Source organism: Streptomyces sp. NPDC002870 (assembly GCF_042888505.1).
Taxonomy (GTDB): domain Bacteria; phylum Actinomycetota; class Actinomycetes; order Streptomycetales; family Streptomycetaceae; genus Streptomyces.
The window spans coordinates 48616-63780 of the sequence record NZ_JBIAPW010000043.1; the positions used below are offsets into that span (position 1 = coordinate 48616).

At 69.3% G+C, this 15165-nt stretch carries 13 protein-coding genes; 4 read left to right on the forward strand and 9 right to left on the reverse strand.

The window, feature by feature from the left end; genetic code table 11:
• Positions 1-45 precede the first annotated feature (45 nt).
• From ACFYWY_RS34120 to ACFYWY_RS34145, 6 genes are all read right to left on the reverse strand, one after another.
• Positions 46-1014 (reverse strand): hypothetical protein, encoded by a 969-nt coding sequence (locus tag ACFYWY_RS34120; protein WP_389194055.1) that lies wholly within the window; start codon positions 1012-1014, stop codon positions 46-48.
• Positions 1015-1266: 252 nt separating this feature from the next.
• Entirely contained in the window at positions 1267-2097 is an 831-nt protein-coding gene (locus tag ACFYWY_RS34125; RefSeq protein ID WP_389194058.1) for a hypothetical protein, read from the reverse strand.
• 42 nt (positions 2098-2139) lie between these two features.
• Entirely contained in the window at positions 2140-6072 is a 3933-nt protein-coding gene (fxsT, locus tag ACFYWY_RS34130; RefSeq protein WP_389194061.1) for an FxSxx-COOH system tetratricopeptide repeat protein, read from the reverse strand.
• A gap of 23 nt (positions 6073-6095) precedes the next feature.
• Positions 6096-6824 (reverse strand): hypothetical protein, encoded by a 729-nt coding sequence (locus ACFYWY_RS34135; RefSeq protein ID WP_389194064.1) that lies wholly within the window; start codon positions 6822-6824, stop codon positions 6096-6098.
• A gap of 66 nt (positions 6825-6890) precedes the next feature.
• Complete coding sequence (locus tag ACFYWY_RS34140; protein WP_389194067.1) at positions 6891-8129, reverse strand: FxsB family cyclophane-forming radical SAM/SPASM peptide maturase; 1239 nt, start codon at positions 8127-8129, stop codon at positions 6891-6893.
• A 70-nt stretch (positions 8130-8199) separates the two neighbouring features.
• The gene (locus tag ACFYWY_RS34145; RefSeq protein WP_389194070.1) at positions 8200-8385 is read right to left on the reverse strand and encodes a hypothetical protein; all 186 of its coding nucleotides are present in this window, start codon (positions 8383-8385) and stop codon (positions 8200-8202) included.
• Between the two features lie 425 nt (positions 8386-8810).
• Between ACFYWY_RS34145 and ACFYWY_RS34150 the strand changes: the two genes are divergently transcribed.
• Genes ACFYWY_RS34150 through ACFYWY_RS34165 form a run of 4 tightly spaced genes read left to right on the forward strand, consistent with a single transcriptional unit; the run spans position 8811 to position 12801 of the window.
• Complete coding sequence (locus ACFYWY_RS34150; RefSeq protein ID WP_389194073.1) at positions 8811-9938, forward strand: TIR domain-containing protein; 1128 nt, start codon at positions 8811-8813, stop codon at positions 9936-9938.
• Positions 9935-11218 carry a hypothetical protein gene (locus ACFYWY_RS34155; protein ID WP_389194075.1) on the forward strand — a complete coding sequence of 428 codons (1284 nt, stop codon included), beginning with the start codon at positions 9935-9937 and terminating at the stop codon, positions 11216-11218. The genes ACFYWY_RS34150 and ACFYWY_RS34155 overlap by 4 nt, the downstream gene beginning before the upstream one ends.
• Before the next feature lie 39 nt (positions 11219-11257).
• Positions 11258-12283, forward strand: a complete 1026-nt coding sequence (locus tag ACFYWY_RS34160) for a TIR domain-containing protein (RefSeq protein ID WP_389194078.1) — start codon at positions 11258-11260, stop codon at positions 12281-12283.
• Positions 12268-12801, forward strand: coding sequence for an HIT family protein (locus tag ACFYWY_RS34165; protein ID WP_389194081.1), 534 nt, complete (start codon positions 12268-12270; stop codon positions 12799-12801). Before ACFYWY_RS34160 ends, ACFYWY_RS34165 begins: the two co-directional genes overlap by 16 nt.
• Here ACFYWY_RS34165 and ACFYWY_RS34170 read toward each other — a convergent pair.
• Genes ACFYWY_RS34170 through ACFYWY_RS34180 form a run of 3 tightly spaced genes read right to left on the reverse strand, consistent with a single transcriptional unit; the run spans position 12736 to position 15068 of the window.
• The gene (locus tag ACFYWY_RS34170; protein ID WP_389194084.1) at positions 12736-13191 is read right to left on the reverse strand and encodes a hypothetical protein; all 456 of its coding nucleotides are present in this window, start codon (positions 13189-13191) and stop codon (positions 12736-12738) included. The genes ACFYWY_RS34165 and ACFYWY_RS34170 overlap by 66 nt on opposite strands.
• 9 nt (positions 13192-13200) lie before the next feature.
• Positions 13201-14139 (reverse strand): homocysteine S-methyltransferase, encoded by a 939-nt coding sequence (gene mmuM / locus ACFYWY_RS34175; RefSeq protein WP_389194087.1) that lies wholly within the window; start codon positions 14137-14139, stop codon positions 13201-13203.
• Positions 14140-14144: 5 nt separating this feature from the next.
• Positions 14145-15068, reverse strand: a complete 924-nt coding sequence (locus ACFYWY_RS34180) for an LLM class F420-dependent oxidoreductase (RefSeq protein WP_389194090.1) — start codon at positions 15066-15068, stop codon at positions 14145-14147.
• Positions 15069-15165 lie beyond the last annotated feature (97 nt).

The following is a 15165-nucleotide window of genomic DNA, read 5'->3' on the forward strand; positions in this document are numbered from 1 at the left end:
GAGCGATAAACCACTCAATATGGTCCAACACCGACCGCCACAGCGTCAATTGATGTTTTCGCCATTCTCTTTGACGATTCGTTGAACGGAATGCGTCAACACGGTCATGCGGCGGTCGGCGTATGCAACACGGTCCTGATGCAGCGTGACACCGAGCAGGAATGCGCCATTCCCGACTGCGCAATAGTAGAGAGCGCCTTCGTCCACATCGAGCACTGTCCGCGTCAGCCGCCCCGGCAGTACCGCCTTCAGAGAATGATCCAGACGGGCCACGACGAAGTGCAGCCGACGTGCCAGTTCCTGGTAGCGGTCCCGACGCTCCTGCCGGGTGATGCTGGCGAAGTAAGCGGTGAGAGAATCGTCCTCCAGCAGGTCCGCCGACAGGAATTCCGAGGCCGGATCGACGTACGCCACATAGTGAAGATCCTCGGCGAACAGCGACGAGGCGCACAGCACGCGAATCTGCTCAGTGCTCGGCCCAGGGTCGCCGACCTCTTCCGTGTGGAGCGCTTCCTTGTGCGAGGCAGGTCCCGGGATGGCGAAGGCGGGAGAGATCCCCTCCGCCCGTTCCTCAGCGTGCGCCTGTTCCTCGGCGTGCGTCGGCTCCTTCGCGTGCGCCGACTCCCCCGCCCCCAGCTCCGCCCCCTGCGCTTCTTCGACAGCCTCGATATCGATGAAGCCGCCGTAGTCGATCCGCAGTTGACGCAACTGGTTCCGGAATTGCGTCGCAAGCCGCGTCATCGCCCGGTCACCGGCTTCGGCGGCGTCCCGGCCCAGCGAGACGCCCGTCAGATACTCACCGGGCCGTACGTAGTAGTGGAAGACGGACGCCTCTTCCAGGCGCAGTACGGTACGGATCAGCCGACCGCTCTCCACCGGGCGCAGCGACCGGTCCATGCGCCCCAGCAGGAAGTTCAGCTGGCGTCCCACCCGGACGTACAGCTCCCGGCTGGTCCGGGGGTCCTTGTCGCCGGAGAAGAAGCCGGACAGCGCGGTACTGTCCAGGATGTCCACGGAGTAGTTGAAGACTCCCCGGTGGTACGCGGCCACATGGTGCAGGCTCTCCGGTTTCAGCACGCCGGAGCACAGCGCGATGAAGGCCTCGCTGTCGGAGGTGACATGGCCGGCCCGGCGTGGTTCCGGAGCCACCCGACTCGGCATCGAACCCGGATACGTCACCGCACCCGCCCTCGGGCCGGTCGGCGAAGAGCCTCGATCGGCCGCGTCCGAGCGTTCGGGGTCGGCATTGTCCACCACACGCCCTCCTCAGTAGATGTCGAAGCCCGAGCGGAACAGGACCGGTTCGAGTGCCTCCATACCCTGTCTGAGGACAGCCCCGAAGGGGGCCTCCGCATCAGGCAGCTGTCCGTCCCGGACTGCCGCGGCGACGTGGGGATCGTACGGCAGATCAACGAACGTTCTCAGCGGAAATGTGCCATTGTCCGGTTCGGCGTCGGCGTCGGGATGCGGGCCCCGATCGGGAAGATTCCGGACGTACCCAATGGTCTTGCGCAGTAATCCGTGTTCCTTCAGGTGGTCCAGCAGCCGCAGGGTCTCGTCACCCGCACGGTCCTTCGGTCCCCCGATCAGGGCAATGAACTCGACGGCGTTGCAGACCTCAAGCGTCTGAGCTCCCCAGCCCGCACCGCAGTCCACCAGCAGACAGCCCGCCAGTTCCCTCAGCAGCTCCACCGATCTGCCCATGATCTGCGGCAGGTCGGGCAGGCGCGCCAGATCAGGATTGCCCGGGGTGGAAAGTCCGAGCAGGCACATGTCGCCGACTCGCCCGTCGGGCGACCGGAGTTCTTGAAGCCGCCCCTGGACGGAACGCTCGTGGAAGCTGCCCGTATCCAGGGCGAAGCCGGCCAGTCCGTCCACGCACCCACCCCCCGCGGTCCAGCCGCGCAGCAGAGCGGTCAGCCCTCCCGTACGCAGATCGGCGTCCATCAGGATCACGTTCTGCCCCACGGGACCGACCGCGGCGTCGACGAGCGCCCCGGAGGCTGCCGTGATCAGGGTCGCGCCCACGCCCGGACGCCCGGAGAGAACTGCCACCGACCAGGGCCCGCCCAGCCTCTTCCGCGTCGCTTGGTCCACCGACCATCCTCCTTGCCGTGCATGACACGCTCGCGTTCCGTCTCAGATGTAGGGCATGTCGAGGTCGATCTCGTTGCGTTCCACCCCTGTCAGAGTCCCGATGCCCTGCACGCGGGCCTCGCTGTCCTGCAGATTCGTCGCCGCGCACAGCGTCAGCGGGTGCTCGTCCGTGAGGCGGTCCTTCAGCCGCATGTACGTGTCCCGGTCCCGCTCCAGGGCCGCCTCCGACTCCCCTGCGAACACCAGGGCGTTCGCGTGGTCGAGTGCCGCGACGAGGGTGATCGGATGGTCGGAGCCGAGCGTCGCGACAAGGCCCTGCCAGCCCTCGTCGCTGAGTTCCGTGCTGTCGACGAGGTTCGCCGAGCGCTCGCACAGGGCGAGGTTCACCTGGCAGATCCGCTGGAACGGATGGCCGCTCTCCCATGTCGCGTACTGCTCCAGGCACTCCCGCGCGAGGCCGCGCGCCTTGTCGTGGTCGCCCATGCGCCGCAGGTCCGCGGCGAGCGCCAGCTTCGTGGCAAGAGTCTCGTGGTGACCCGGGCCGCCGTACGCCAGACAGCCCGCCACCGTGTCCGAGTCGAGCTTGCGAGCCGCGCTGATCTCCTCCGGGCTGCCGAGGCGGCGCAGCGTCGCGGCGAGACCGCGGGCCGCGCCAAGTGTCGTCGGATCAGACTCACCGAACCGGGCGACGGCCTCGTTGTAGACGTACTGCAGCCGCCGCAGCGAGGTGCCGTACTCGCCCGACTCCCGGTAGCGGTTGCCGAGTTGAGCCGCCGCGCGCCAGGTCAGGGGATTGTCGACGCCGAGCACCCGCTTACGGCGTCCGTACGTCTCCCGGGTCAGATCCAGGGCCTCGGCCGTCATGCCGACCATGGCCAGCGACAGCGCGAGATTGCCCTCCGCCATCATGGTGAACGGGTTGTCGGGGCCGAACGTCTCGGCGAGGATCTCGTGGGTGGACTGGTCCTCTGCGAAGGCCTCCTGGACCTGGCCGAGGGCGCGCAGCTCCGCGCCGCGCCCCAGTGCGCTGCGCAGCGTGTACGGGTGGTTCAGTCCCAGGGTGGCGCGCAGCCGCTCCAGCGCCTGCACGTTCACCCTCTCCGCCTCCCGGAACCGGCTCGCGTCGCGGTGGATGTTGGCGAGCTCCACACTCAACCGCAGCAGCAGCACATCGTCGGGGTCGTACTGCGGGTCCCAGTGTTCGCGCAGCCGGGTGGCGAGTTCGAGAGCCCAGTCGAGACGCCGCGCCTGCCGCCGCGAGCGGACCTGGTTGACCAGCCACCGCCGTACTTCGGGGTCGTCGCTCCGCTCGGCGCCCGACGGACCGACATGCTGGTCGAGTTCCGCGAAGACGGGCACGTGGCGCGGCTCGTCGACCTCAGGATCGCTCGGTGAGAAGGCTGCCAGTATCCGGTGGACCGCCGCACGGGATTCCGAGGCCTCCTCCTGCGTCATTGTGTCCCGCAGGAACGCCAGCCCCATCGCGTCGCCCACCACCCGCTCCGACGCATAGTTGACCTGGGCCAGCACCAGGTCGGCCAGCGCGCGGAACGCTGCCCCGGCCGTCACCGGAGTGGGCGGCTCATTGGGTGACAGGCTCAGCCACTCCAGCGCGACGGGGGAGCGCAGCAGGTCCATGGACACACCGCTCGGGGACAAATGGGCCAGCAGCCGGAGCACCCGCTCCGCGACGGGCTCCTGCTCCCGCAGCGCCTCGAGCGACAGCACCCAGGTACGCCGGGCCTCCGCCGGATATCCGGCGGCCGAGAGCGTTCCGGAGCCGTCGGTCATCTGCCGGCGGTAGCGGGTGACCGCTTCCCTGGGCGGCAGTCCGGTGCCCTTGATGAGGGCGGCTGCTTGTTCGACGGTCTGCGGCAGGCGGCCGGACACGTCGAGGATGTCGGTCGCCAGTGCCGCGGGGAGTCCGGGGAAATGGACTCCGAGCAGTTGCCGTGCCTCGGCCTCGGTGGGCATGACGACGTCGAGCTGCCGCCCCACACTGCTCCAGTCGTCGGTGTCCGACGTGATCAGGACATGGGTGCTGCCGCCGCTCGGCAGCAGGCCGGCCAGATCGGAGGGACGGCGCGCGTTGTCGTACACGGCCAGGAACCGGCGGTGCTGCTGGGTACCGTCGGCCAGCACGTCCAGCGCGTCCTGCACTGCGGCGGGCGAGGTGCGCGTGGTGACTTCCAGCCTGTCGACGAGGCCCGCCAGCTCCTCGCGTACGCACTCGACGCTGTCGGCGGTGATCCACCACACGACGTCGTAGTCCGCCGCGAAGCGGTACGCGAACTCGAGGGCGATCTGGCTCTTGCCGACGCCCAGCTGGCCGGTGAGGACGACCGGCATGGCCTGCCGGCCGGGAACGAGCGCATCGCGGAGCTGTTCGATGTACTGCTCGCGGCCCTGGAAGGTGAAGTTGCGCTGCGGGCTCTTCCACGGCTTGGGCATGCGCCCCGGGAAACGTGCCCCGCCGTCTGCGGGCTGACGCGGCGCGGAGACCTCTTTGGAGTCATGTTCGCCCGGGCCGAACCAGCCGAGCAGCAGGCCGCGCGCGGCCTGCTCGTCCTGGCCCTGCAGGTCGGGGCCCTGCAGTGAGGCGACGGGTTCCCCCACTCGCGCGTCCTCGACCCTGACCGCCACGATCGACGGGGTGCGATGCCCCGCTCCGAGCCGCCGGGAGGTCTTCAGATACTGGTCGCTGAGGGTTCCGTATTCGGGCGCGGAAGGCAGCGCGGGTGAGACCACGACGACTGTGAACGTCGGTTCCCCACTGGGCCGTTCGGGCCCGGCGCCGCTGCCGTTGACCATCTCGCAGTTGATGCCGATGCGGGCCAGCTCGGCGCGGATCCAGTCGGCCCACTGGCGGTCCCGCGGCGCGTGGACGATCTTGGCCGTACGCTGCCCGGACGGCCTCACCTCCTCGAACCGGCGCTGGAATTCCTGCCGCGGCGTCTCCGGCACCGGCCGGACCGCGGCCACCTTGCCACGGCTGATCTCCTGGGCGATCCGCAGATATGCCTGGAGCTGGAGGGACGGCTCACCGGGGTCCAGGGTGAACGGAAGCAGCACCTCCTCGTACGCGACGCCGGCGGAGTGCGGCACCTCCACCTGGCGCCAGTAGCCCTCGGCGGCTCCGGCGAGCAGCGGGCCGACGATCCCCGCGAACTGCCGTTCCATATAGGTCCGCCGCCGGGCCGCCTTGCCGCGGTCGACGGCCTCCACCCTCATGGGCACCGGCAGGATGCGGATGTCCCTGCCGGTCCTCCTGGAGTCCTCGTGCACCTGGCGGGCGACCGCGGCGGTGCCCTCTATCGACTGGTTGCTGAGATTGAAGCCGGCGACGACGACGTCCGGCAGCCACAGCGTGCACACCCCGGCGTTGTCCGAGTGGCCAGTGCGGCTGTCGATGAGGACGTAGTCGTAGTCGTCGCCGCGCAGCCGGTCGCGCAGGGTCTGGATAAACCGCTTGCCCGCCTGCTGCTCGTAGAAGCGGGCCCAGTCGAACAGGGCCACCCTGCCGCTGTACGAGCCGTCCTGCAGGCCCGGTCCGAGGAAGTCGATACTGCCGCGCTCGACCGGGAAGTGGCTCCATCGCACGGTGTCAGAGTGTCGCCCGACGTCGGTGTGGACGTCGAGCAGGGCGAGCAACCGCTGCTCGTACTCCGCCTCCTCCAGCCCCATGGCGGCCAGTTGTTCGACGGCTTCGCCGTAGTCGCGCACCATTTCGACCACGCCGGTGAGCCGCGCCAGTTCGGGGTCGCTCAGGAAGGGCCGCAGGAAGCGGTGCAGCCCCGGTGACTCCAGGTCCCAGTCGACGACGAGTACTTTGCAGCCCTCACCGGCCAGGAGCCAGGCGACATTGGCGAGGGCCATGGTGCGGCCCACTCCGCCCTTGTATGAGTAGAAAGTGACAATGGTCGCCGGTTCATGGGCGGCCCCGGCGCCGGGTGCGACCGGCTCCACGCTGCTCATTGATGCTGCTCCACGTGTTCACATCAGCTGTGCGGCCCCCGGAGGATGGGACGCTCACCTTCCTCCGGGGAGGAGAACCACGATCTTGTACGGGGAAGCGACTCCTGTCGTACGAGAGGGGCGGGGTCCTGTCCGGACCCGGCACGCTTGGTGTGCCACGCTACCGGCACGGGCGCAACGTTCATATCCCACGAGAAGACCGGCGTACTGGAAATAGCGGGGAATTGGGTGAGGTAGTCGACATCGTGGGAGGTCATCACCGGCGGTGGATGGCCGGCTGCGCCCACCACCCGCTCCGCGACGCTGCGCAGCACTTTGACATATCCGCCACGGGCGGCGGAGTCCCGTATGAACCGGCCGACGCCGCGCCGGGCGTAGTCGCTGCCCACCGCGCCGGCCTGTTGTCCTGCCTCCTCGGCCAGCCGCTCGGGTAACCCTGACGCATTCCACACCACGCCCACCGGGGTGACCGAGGCATCGCCCGTGCGGTGCAGCCGCCACCCCATGCGTTCCTTGAACACCGACAGGTCGTATGCGCACCGGGCGCTGCGGAAGAACTCCTCGGAGTACAGCACGACCAGGGACCGGCACGACATCGCCGGAGTGCTCCGCGGCGGACCGGCGCGGGCGCCCTCCTTGCGGTGGTCGGCGAGCGTCCCCTCGAACCGGGACTCGTGCCCCAGCCAGCCGTACAACTCCGACTGGAGATCGGCATGGAACTGCTCGACGTACTGTCTGCCGCTGCCGCTCACGGCATGGCTAATGAAGAAGTACGGGACCATCCGCCCCCCGTTCCCGCCCCTGGACCAATCTTCTGATCACCGCAACGGTTTCTTATCGAGAGGCATCCCCAAGCCAGGGAAGAATCCACCTTCTGTGACCTCCTCGTGACGAGAACGTGCAAGAGAGTGCAGACTGCGGGTGATTCGTGCGCGCACATGCTCGATGAGGGCGCGCAGATCCGCGCAGTAGCACGAAGGGTTGTCGAACCCGTTCTCCGGCCGGTAGCGGTGGACGCGCAGACCGCCGCCGCAGATGCCGACCACCGGGCAGGCCCGGCACTGCGCGCACAGTCCCGCCGGCCCCGCCCGCTCGGCGGCGAAGCCGGGATGGGCCGCGGCTTCGTCGAAATCGTGCGAGTCGATGTGGCAGCCGGTGTGGGCAGCGTTGTCGTGGACCGCCTTGAGGATGTCGTTCTGCTCGATGCTCCCGTCCGGCTGCACGACAACGACGTCGGAACCGACCGGCCCCCACACCTCACTGGTGCTTGCGCCCCCCAGATGCAGTTCGACGAGCGAGTCGAACAGCCGCACGGGGACCTCGCGCACCGGAGCGTCGAACCAGCGGTCGAAGGCGGCGACGAGCCAGCGTGCGTACGGCAGTTCACGGGCCTGCGGGCGACCGCTCCCCGAGCGGGGACCCGGCGTCAGCCCGGGCGGCGGGAACTCCCACGTGCCGTGCGGTATCAGCAGATCCAGTGCCGGCGGCTCGTGCGCAAGCAGCGCCTCATAGGTGTCCACCGGATCATCCGCGAGATTCACCGTGCACAGCAGACCCGCGTACAGATGGCGGTAGCGGGGCGTACGCAGCAGATCGAGCGCTCGTACGACGTCATCGTGGCTGCTCCGCCCGGATCGGTAGCGGCGGCGCCGGTCGTGGGACTCGCGGGTCCCGTCCAGGCTCACCCCCACCCGGATGCCCAACTGCCGGAAGACGTCGAGGTACCGCCGGTCTATGAGCGCCCCATTGGTCTGTACGACCAGATCGAGCGCGGTGTCCAGACCTGTCCAGGCGGTACGCAGCGCTTCGGCCAGCCCTCGGATGCGTTCCGGCCCGGCGAGCAGCGGTTCGCCACCGTGGAGCATCACGCGTGCCTCGCGCGGCCTATGGCGGCGTATGTGCTCCGCTATCCGCCGCGCGGCGCGGTCCATCACAGCGCGCGGCATCACCCGGGGCTGGGCGGACCAGCTGCTGTCCCGCAACTCGTAGATGTAGCAGTCGGGGCAGGCGAAGTTGCACCTGCTGTGCAGCTTGACCACGAACTGGGTGAATCCCACGGGAGGTTCGGAGCCGCCGGGTCGTGCTCCGCCCGGACCCGGGCGGAGCCTTACCGGATGCGGGCGCCCCTCACAGGGCACTGTCCCACCTCGGACAGCTGGGACCGAACGCCTCACCGGCCGCTTCGCTGCTCCGCATCCGCAGCAGGGCCTCTACGACGGCGGAGCGCGGCAGCCGCTCCAGCCGATCGGCCGGGACCCGCCCTGCCAGGGCGCATAACTCCCGTACGCCCCCCGAGTCCCGTAAGTCCGCCAACTCCCGCACCTCGCGGGGCTCATGGGGAGCACCGCTCCCGGTCCCACTCCTCATGGCACTCAGGCCCCCACTCCCCACACTCCCCCGCTCGCCCGACTCCCCGTCCACGGAGCGCTTGCCGCGACCGGACACGCGCCGGTGGCAGCCGAACACCCCTCCCGGTCCTGGTGTAAGGTCCGGAAGTCGTGAACTGCCGACGAATATCCGCCCCATACGCCTGACGTGCTGCCCGCACGCCTGACGTGTGCACCCGTCAGGTACTTCTCACTGTACCCAGGGCGGTCAAGGGAGCCTATCCTCAGCATCGGGGAGGGTTCACCGGATCGACTGGAGCGGAGTTGCCGCTGACCTCATGTCCATGCCAGTGAGAGTTTCGCCCTGCCGGGCTCCCGGCGGCAGTCTGCGAGGGGCGCGTGGATCAACGCGTGGATCAAGCATCCGTCTTCTACTTTTTCACCAGCTGCACGCGGAGCGACGGCTGGCCCACCATCACCCGCTTCCACGCGGATCTTGAGTACCGGCTGAGAGTCCAGGAAGGACTCTGGGTGAGCGGCTCCCTCGGTGCGCAGACGGACACCGACTCCTTACTCCAGTGCGGTGTCACCGAGGTCGGAGTGATGATCGCGCTCTACTCGCCGCTGTACTTCCAGAACCCCGTGTGCGGGCTTGAGTGGGCGGTCTTCCGGGACCGGATGAAACACCACGCACTCCTGAGGAACCGCGACGCGTCCTCGTGTCTGATTCCGCTGTCCTGGAAACCGGTGCCCGAGGACGCCCGGCCCCCCGGAATCCCGGCCCCGGAGTTGTGGCCGGACGCCGAGAGCCGGGACCAGCAACACCCCGGCCATCGGCAGTCCTGGACGGGGCAGGGGTTGTTCGAGCTGATGAACGCGGACTCCCCGGAGGCGGACGACATGTACTTCGCCCTGATAGGGCGGCTCGCCAGGCGGATCGTCGAGGCACGGCAGATCGGTCTCACCGGCTTCGACACCGCCGAACTCCCCCGTTCCAGACCGGCGTTCGGCTCAATCACCCCGCAGGGCACCTCACCGGGCCGGCCGGCCCTCACGGGCACATACGACCGGCAGAGCAGAACCCACGACTACTCGCACCCGCCGTCCTCTCCGGTGAGCGTCGCCATCAACTATGTGGGCGCGGACCAGCCCTGGGCGGACTGGATGACCGCGGTCCTGGAGAGCGACGGGAATCTGCCGATCCGGCAGGTGCGGTGGGAGACAGAGGCCGAGTCACTGAGCGACACCGTGAACCGGGCGCAGGCGACGGGCGAACGGGTGGTGGTGATCTTCTCTCGCAGTTACTACGAGTCGGGTGAGACCCAGCCGACGGAGTGGGAAGAGGTCTTCGCCGGCCCGGACAAGGACTGGCTGATCCCGGTGCAGATCGACGCGCAGCCCCGGCCCGTGCTGGTGCGCCGCGGGGTTCCGGTCCTCCAGCTCAACGGCTCGGGCGAGCAGGCGGCGCGTCAGCTGTGCGAGGCGGTACGCGAACCGAGCACCCCCGTGCCCGGCGGGCGCGGGGGGAACCACTGGTGAGCATTCCTTTCCAGGGCCCGGAACCCGACCCGGTGGGCGGTCCCATTCAGGGGGCGTTCCAGACGCCGGCCCCCAGTCCGCCGCAAGGCGCTCTCTCAGGTCCGCTCAGTGGCCCGGGGCAGGACCGGCAGGGGCAGGACCGGCAGGCGCTGGACCGGCAGGCGCTGGACCGGCAGGCGCTGGAGCAGGGCTTGGAACGGGGCCTGGTGACAAGCCCGCTGTCCGGCCCGACCCGGTCTCCGACCGGAGGACTGCCCCCGATATCCAACTTCCCCGATCAGGCTCTCCCCTTCGAGGGCCGCGACGATCAGATCGCCGAGCTGGTCGAACTCTTCGGTCGCTACGGCCATGTGCTCCTGCACGACCAGAAGGAATGGCGGCACGGCTTCGGCAAATCACAGATGGCCATCGCCTATTGCCGGCGCTACACCATCCGCTACGACGTCGCGTGGTGGTTCTCGTGCGAGGGCGAGACCGACGAGGAGGGCCTGCGGCGGCTGATCGACGACCAATACCGGCAGTTGCGGGAGCTGTGTGAACGAACGTCCGGGTCCCCCCACGAAGTCAGGCCGGACCAGCGATGGCTGTTCGTCTACGACGGCGTACCGAACCCCGACCGCATCGTCGAGTACTTCGTCCCCGGCTCCAGTCACCGGCTCGTCACCTGCCGGTCGGCAGGCGAGACCTGGGGCAAGAACCGGCTCGCACTCGGCGGGCTCACCGAGCGGCAGGCGAAGGCACTGCTGCTCAAACAGGCGGAGACCCTGACCGTTCAGGAGGCGGGGCAGCTGGCGAGCCTGATGAACGGCAACCCCGGGCAGCTGCTGCTGGTCGCCGACATGGCACGTGAGAGAGGCTTCGAGTCCTGCTTGAGAGCGCTGACGCCGGTGCCGGGAGGCGACGATGACACCCCACCCGGCGGCATCGCGGTACCGTTTCCCGCGCCTCGCCGCGAACGGGGCATGCGGCTCGGTCCGGAGGACAGACGGACCCTCATCGAGACGCTGCTGAACTCCGAGGTGGGCCGGACCCGGGAGACGTACGACGTGTGGATCGATTCCATTCGGATCGCGATCAGTCCCGAGACCCTGCCGTCGGTGAACGACGGGGGATTCGTCAGGACCCGGATCGTCTCGGTCGTCAACTCCGCCGTGCGCCACGCCTCCCCGAAGCTGCTGGTCGCCATCGCGGAGGCCACGAGTGATCAGGCGGACGAGGAGGCCGGCGCTGTCGTACGCCGTTTGGTCGACAACGCTGTGCGCACGTGGGACGACCACTAGCATCACCGGATATACGCGGCGAATGCACGGGGAGAAGCCATGCCGGACAAGCCGTTCTTCTTCACCAGTTACGCGGTACGACGGGCGGACAGCGCGCTGGTCGCGGAGTTCCACGCCAAGTTGGAGCAGGAAATACAGATCAAGCGCGGGCGTACCGCGGCCACTGAAGGGTTCCTCGATACCCGGTCGCTGGGGTTCGGGGCGCCCTGGCGCCCGCAGCTCGTGGACGCGGTGGGCACCACCCGGCTACTGATTGCTCTGCTCTCCGACGACTACTTCGACAGCGAGTGGTGCGGCCGGGAATGGGCGGTGATGGAGGAACGGGCCCGCAGGGCCACCCAGGCGGGCGGCCGGGCGCCCGTCGCCATTCTGCCGCTGTTCTGGGTGCCGGTCACCCGGCGGCTGCCCGACAGGGTGGCCGATCTCCAGTACCGGGCGCCGCGGCTGGGCGACGCGTATGCCGACAGCTGCCTGATCGATGTCATGCGCAGCGACCCTCAGGCGTACCACAAGTTCGTCGTCGAGCTGACGGACTACATGGTCGATGTAGCGGGGCTGCCGCTGCCGGAGCTGGATGCGGACACGGTCGAGCGGACGGTTCCAGCCTTCGGCCCGTCGGTTTCCGCGGCTCCTTCCGCGGCTCCCGTCAGTGCCCCACCAACCCCGGGCCCGACAAGCCCGGTCGGTGGAACGGTTTCTGACGATCCGTCGACGTTTCCTGCCTGGGCGACGCAGAACGTGGGGCGGATGCCGATGAGTCCCGAGGAGAAACGCAGACTCATCAATTTGCTGGTGCTCTCCGATGTGGGCGCTCGGCGTGACGCCTGGGACGTGTTCACCGACTCCATCCGGGTCGCCATCAGGCCGGCGCAGTTGAATACGCAGACCGACGGGGGCTCTGCCAGGATGCGCGCCGTCGCACTCGTCAACTTCGCTCTGAGGCAGCGCACTCCGGACGTCCTGCTGGTCCTTGCCGACGCCTTCGAGGAGCAAGCGGCGCAGGATGCAGCCGACGCGGTCCGCCGACTGGTGGAGGAGGCCGCAGCCCAGTGGCCGGAGAAGTGACGGGCGACATGACGGCGCAGGACACCGGCTGTGAGTTCTGCCGGATCGCGGAGGGCTCGGCCTTCGCCCGTGTCGTCGACGAGGACCGGGAGACGGTGGCCTTTCTGCCCCTTCAGCCCGTCGGGGACGGACATGTGCTCGTCGTTCCCCGACGTCATGTGAGGGATCTCTGGGGCCTGGACGAGGCGACAGCCATGGCGCTGACGCGGAGCGTACTGCGGGTCGCGCACGCCGTACGGTCCGCGTTCCGGCCGGCCGGGCTGAACGTCATCCATTCGTCGGGCGAGGCCGCGTCCCAGACCGTGATGCACCTTCATGTCCATGTGGTGGCGCGGTACGAGGGCGACCGGATGGGCAGCATCTGGCCGCCACCGCTGTCCCCGGAGCCGGGCAGGCTGGACGTGGTGGCCGAGCGGTTGCGTACGGCGCTGGCAGCGGGCGCGACGACCCGCTCAGCCGAACAGGACAGCGATGAGAACGGTGAGATGGGCGAGCGACAAGCCACCGTAGAAGAGTGAGAGCGTCGGCGAGAATGCGGCCCGGCGCCAGCCTCCGCCGCCCGCGTACGGCCCGGGATTCATGGAGAACGGCTCGACCGTGCTCCCCGCCCGCCGGACCTCGTCGTACAGCTTGCGGAACGAGCGCTCCTGCTGGAGGAAATAGCCGTCCAGAAACCAGAAGGCGACGAGCGACGTCAGGGCCGTGACTGCCATGGGCCGACTGGCGTTGGCCGCGGCGAAGGCGAGGAGGGCACCGGTCAGGGTCAGCGCCCAGCTCTTGACCAGGAAGGAGTTGTTGGCGAGCCGCGCGATGACGGCCTGCAGAAACTCAAGGTGCTTGATCTGGTCCTGGCCAAGTGGCTCTCGCCGCAGGGTGGTTGGCGAGGACTCTTCTTCTCCGATGCTCACCGGGGGAGACTACCCGCCGGTCCGGCCGCCGCACTCCGGGTGTCCGCCGCCTTCGAGGGTCGCTGTGAGTTCCGCGATCTGCCCGGGCCCCACCCGGCAGCAGCCGCCGACCAGTCGGGCCCCGGAGGCCAGCCAGTCCGGCACCCGGCCCAGGTCGTACGTGGCCCCGCCCCGCCACTCCCGCTCGTCGGCGTCCCAGCGCTCCCCGCTGTTCGGATAGACGACCACCGGCTTGCCGGTCACCGACGCCGCGAGCTCCACCGCGGGGCCCGCGTCACCGGGCTCGCAGCAGTTCACCCCGACGGCGACCACCTGGTCCCGTCCGGCGGCCAGGGCGAACGCCGCCGCCAGCTCCTGGCCTGCCCGGGTGCGCTTGCCGGTGATGCTGTACGAGAGCCAGACCGGCACGCCGCACCCGTCGACCGCCCGCAGCAACGCCTCCGCCTCGTCCGTGTCCGGCACCGTCTCCAGCGCGAGCACATCGGGGCCCGCCGCCACCAGGGCCTCGATCCTTGGCCGGTGGAAACGCTCCAGCTCCCGCACGGACAGCCCGTACCGGCCGCGGTACTCGCTGCCGTCCGCGAGCATCGCGCCGTACGGCCCGACGGAGGCCGCCACCCACACCTCCCGCTGGACCGACTCGCCCGCGCTGCGGGCCAGTTCGACACTGCGGGCCAGCAGCCCGGCTGCCTCCTCCCGCGCGACTCCACGCCGCGCGAACCCCTCGAACGTGGCCTGGTAGCTGGAGGTGATCAGCACCTGCGCGCCTGCCCGCACATACGCCGCATGCGCCGCCTCGATCTGACGCGGACCGTCGGCGAGCAGCCGCGCCGACCAGAGATCGTCCGACAGGTCGCAGCCCTGCGCCTGAAGTTGGTTGGAGAGGCCGCCGTCGAGGACGACCACCCCTTCGGCGAGGGCGGCGGCGAGTGTACGGGCGGGGCGCACGGCAATCAGCTCAGCTGGGACTGGATCTGGGCGGAGATCAGCTCCAGGTGGTCGAGATCATCGAGGTCCAGGACCTGGAGGTAGATCCGGGATGCTCCGACGGCGCCGTACCGCCCGATCTTGTCGACCACTTCGGCGGGCGAGCCTGCCAGCCCGTTCGCCTTCAGCTCGTCCACCTCACGTCCGATGGCGGCCGCTCGGCGCGCCACCTCCGCGTCGTCCTTGCCCACACAGACGACCAGGGCGGTGGAGTACACAAGGTCGTCCGCTCCTCGCCCGGCCGCCTCAGCGGCGGCCCGGACCCGGCCGAACTGCCGCTCGCCGGCCTCGATCGACGCGAAGGGGATGTTGAACTCGTCGGCGTACCGCGCGGCCAGCCGGGGGGTGCGGGTCGCGCCGTGCCCGCCGATCAGCACCGGCAGCTTCCTCTGGGCGGGCTTGGGCAGCGCCGGCGAGTCGACGAGCTGGTAGTGCGCACCCTCGTACGAGAAGGTCTTGCCGACCTCCGTGGCCCACAGCCCGGTGACGATCGCCAGCTGCTCCTCCAGCCGCGCGAACCGCTGTTTGGGGAACGGGATGCCGTACGCCTTGTGCTCCTCCTCGAACCAGCCGGCGCCCAGCCCCAGCTCGACCCGGCCGCCCGACATCTGGTCGACCTGCGCGACCTGGATGGCCAGCATGCCGGGCAGCCGGAACGTACCGGCGGTCATGAGCGTGCCGAGGCGGATCCGCTTGGTCTCGCGGGCCAGCCCGGCCAGGGTGATCCAGGCGTCGGTGGGGCCGGGCAGCCCGTCGGCGGACCCCATGGGGAGGTAGTGGTCGGAACGGAAGAAGGCGTCGAAGCCGAGGTCTTCGGTGGCCTTGGCAACGGTCAGCAGAGCGTCGTAGCTCGCCCCCTGCTGGGGCTCGGTGAAGATTCGAAGATCCATGCATCCATCCTGCACCTTCGAAAGGCCGCGAGGTCATGACGGCCCCGCCGCCGAGTCCACAGCGTCCACGACGCCCACCGAGCCGGACGAGCCGCAG

Bases quoted from the DNA above. Each gene is read 5' to 3' on its own strand.
- fxsT (WP_389194061.1), bottom strand. From the start codon at position 6,072: ATGAGCAGCGTGGAGCCGGTCGCACCCGGCGCCGGGGCCGCCCATGAA.
- ACFYWY_RS34160 (WP_389194078.1), top strand. From the start codon at position 11,258: ATGCCGGACAAGCCGTTCTTCTTCACCAGTTACGCGGTACGACGGGCG.
- ACFYWY_RS34180 (WP_389194090.1), bottom strand. From the start codon at position 15,068: ATGGATCTTCGAATCTTCACCGAGCCCCAGCAGGGGGCGAGCTACGAC.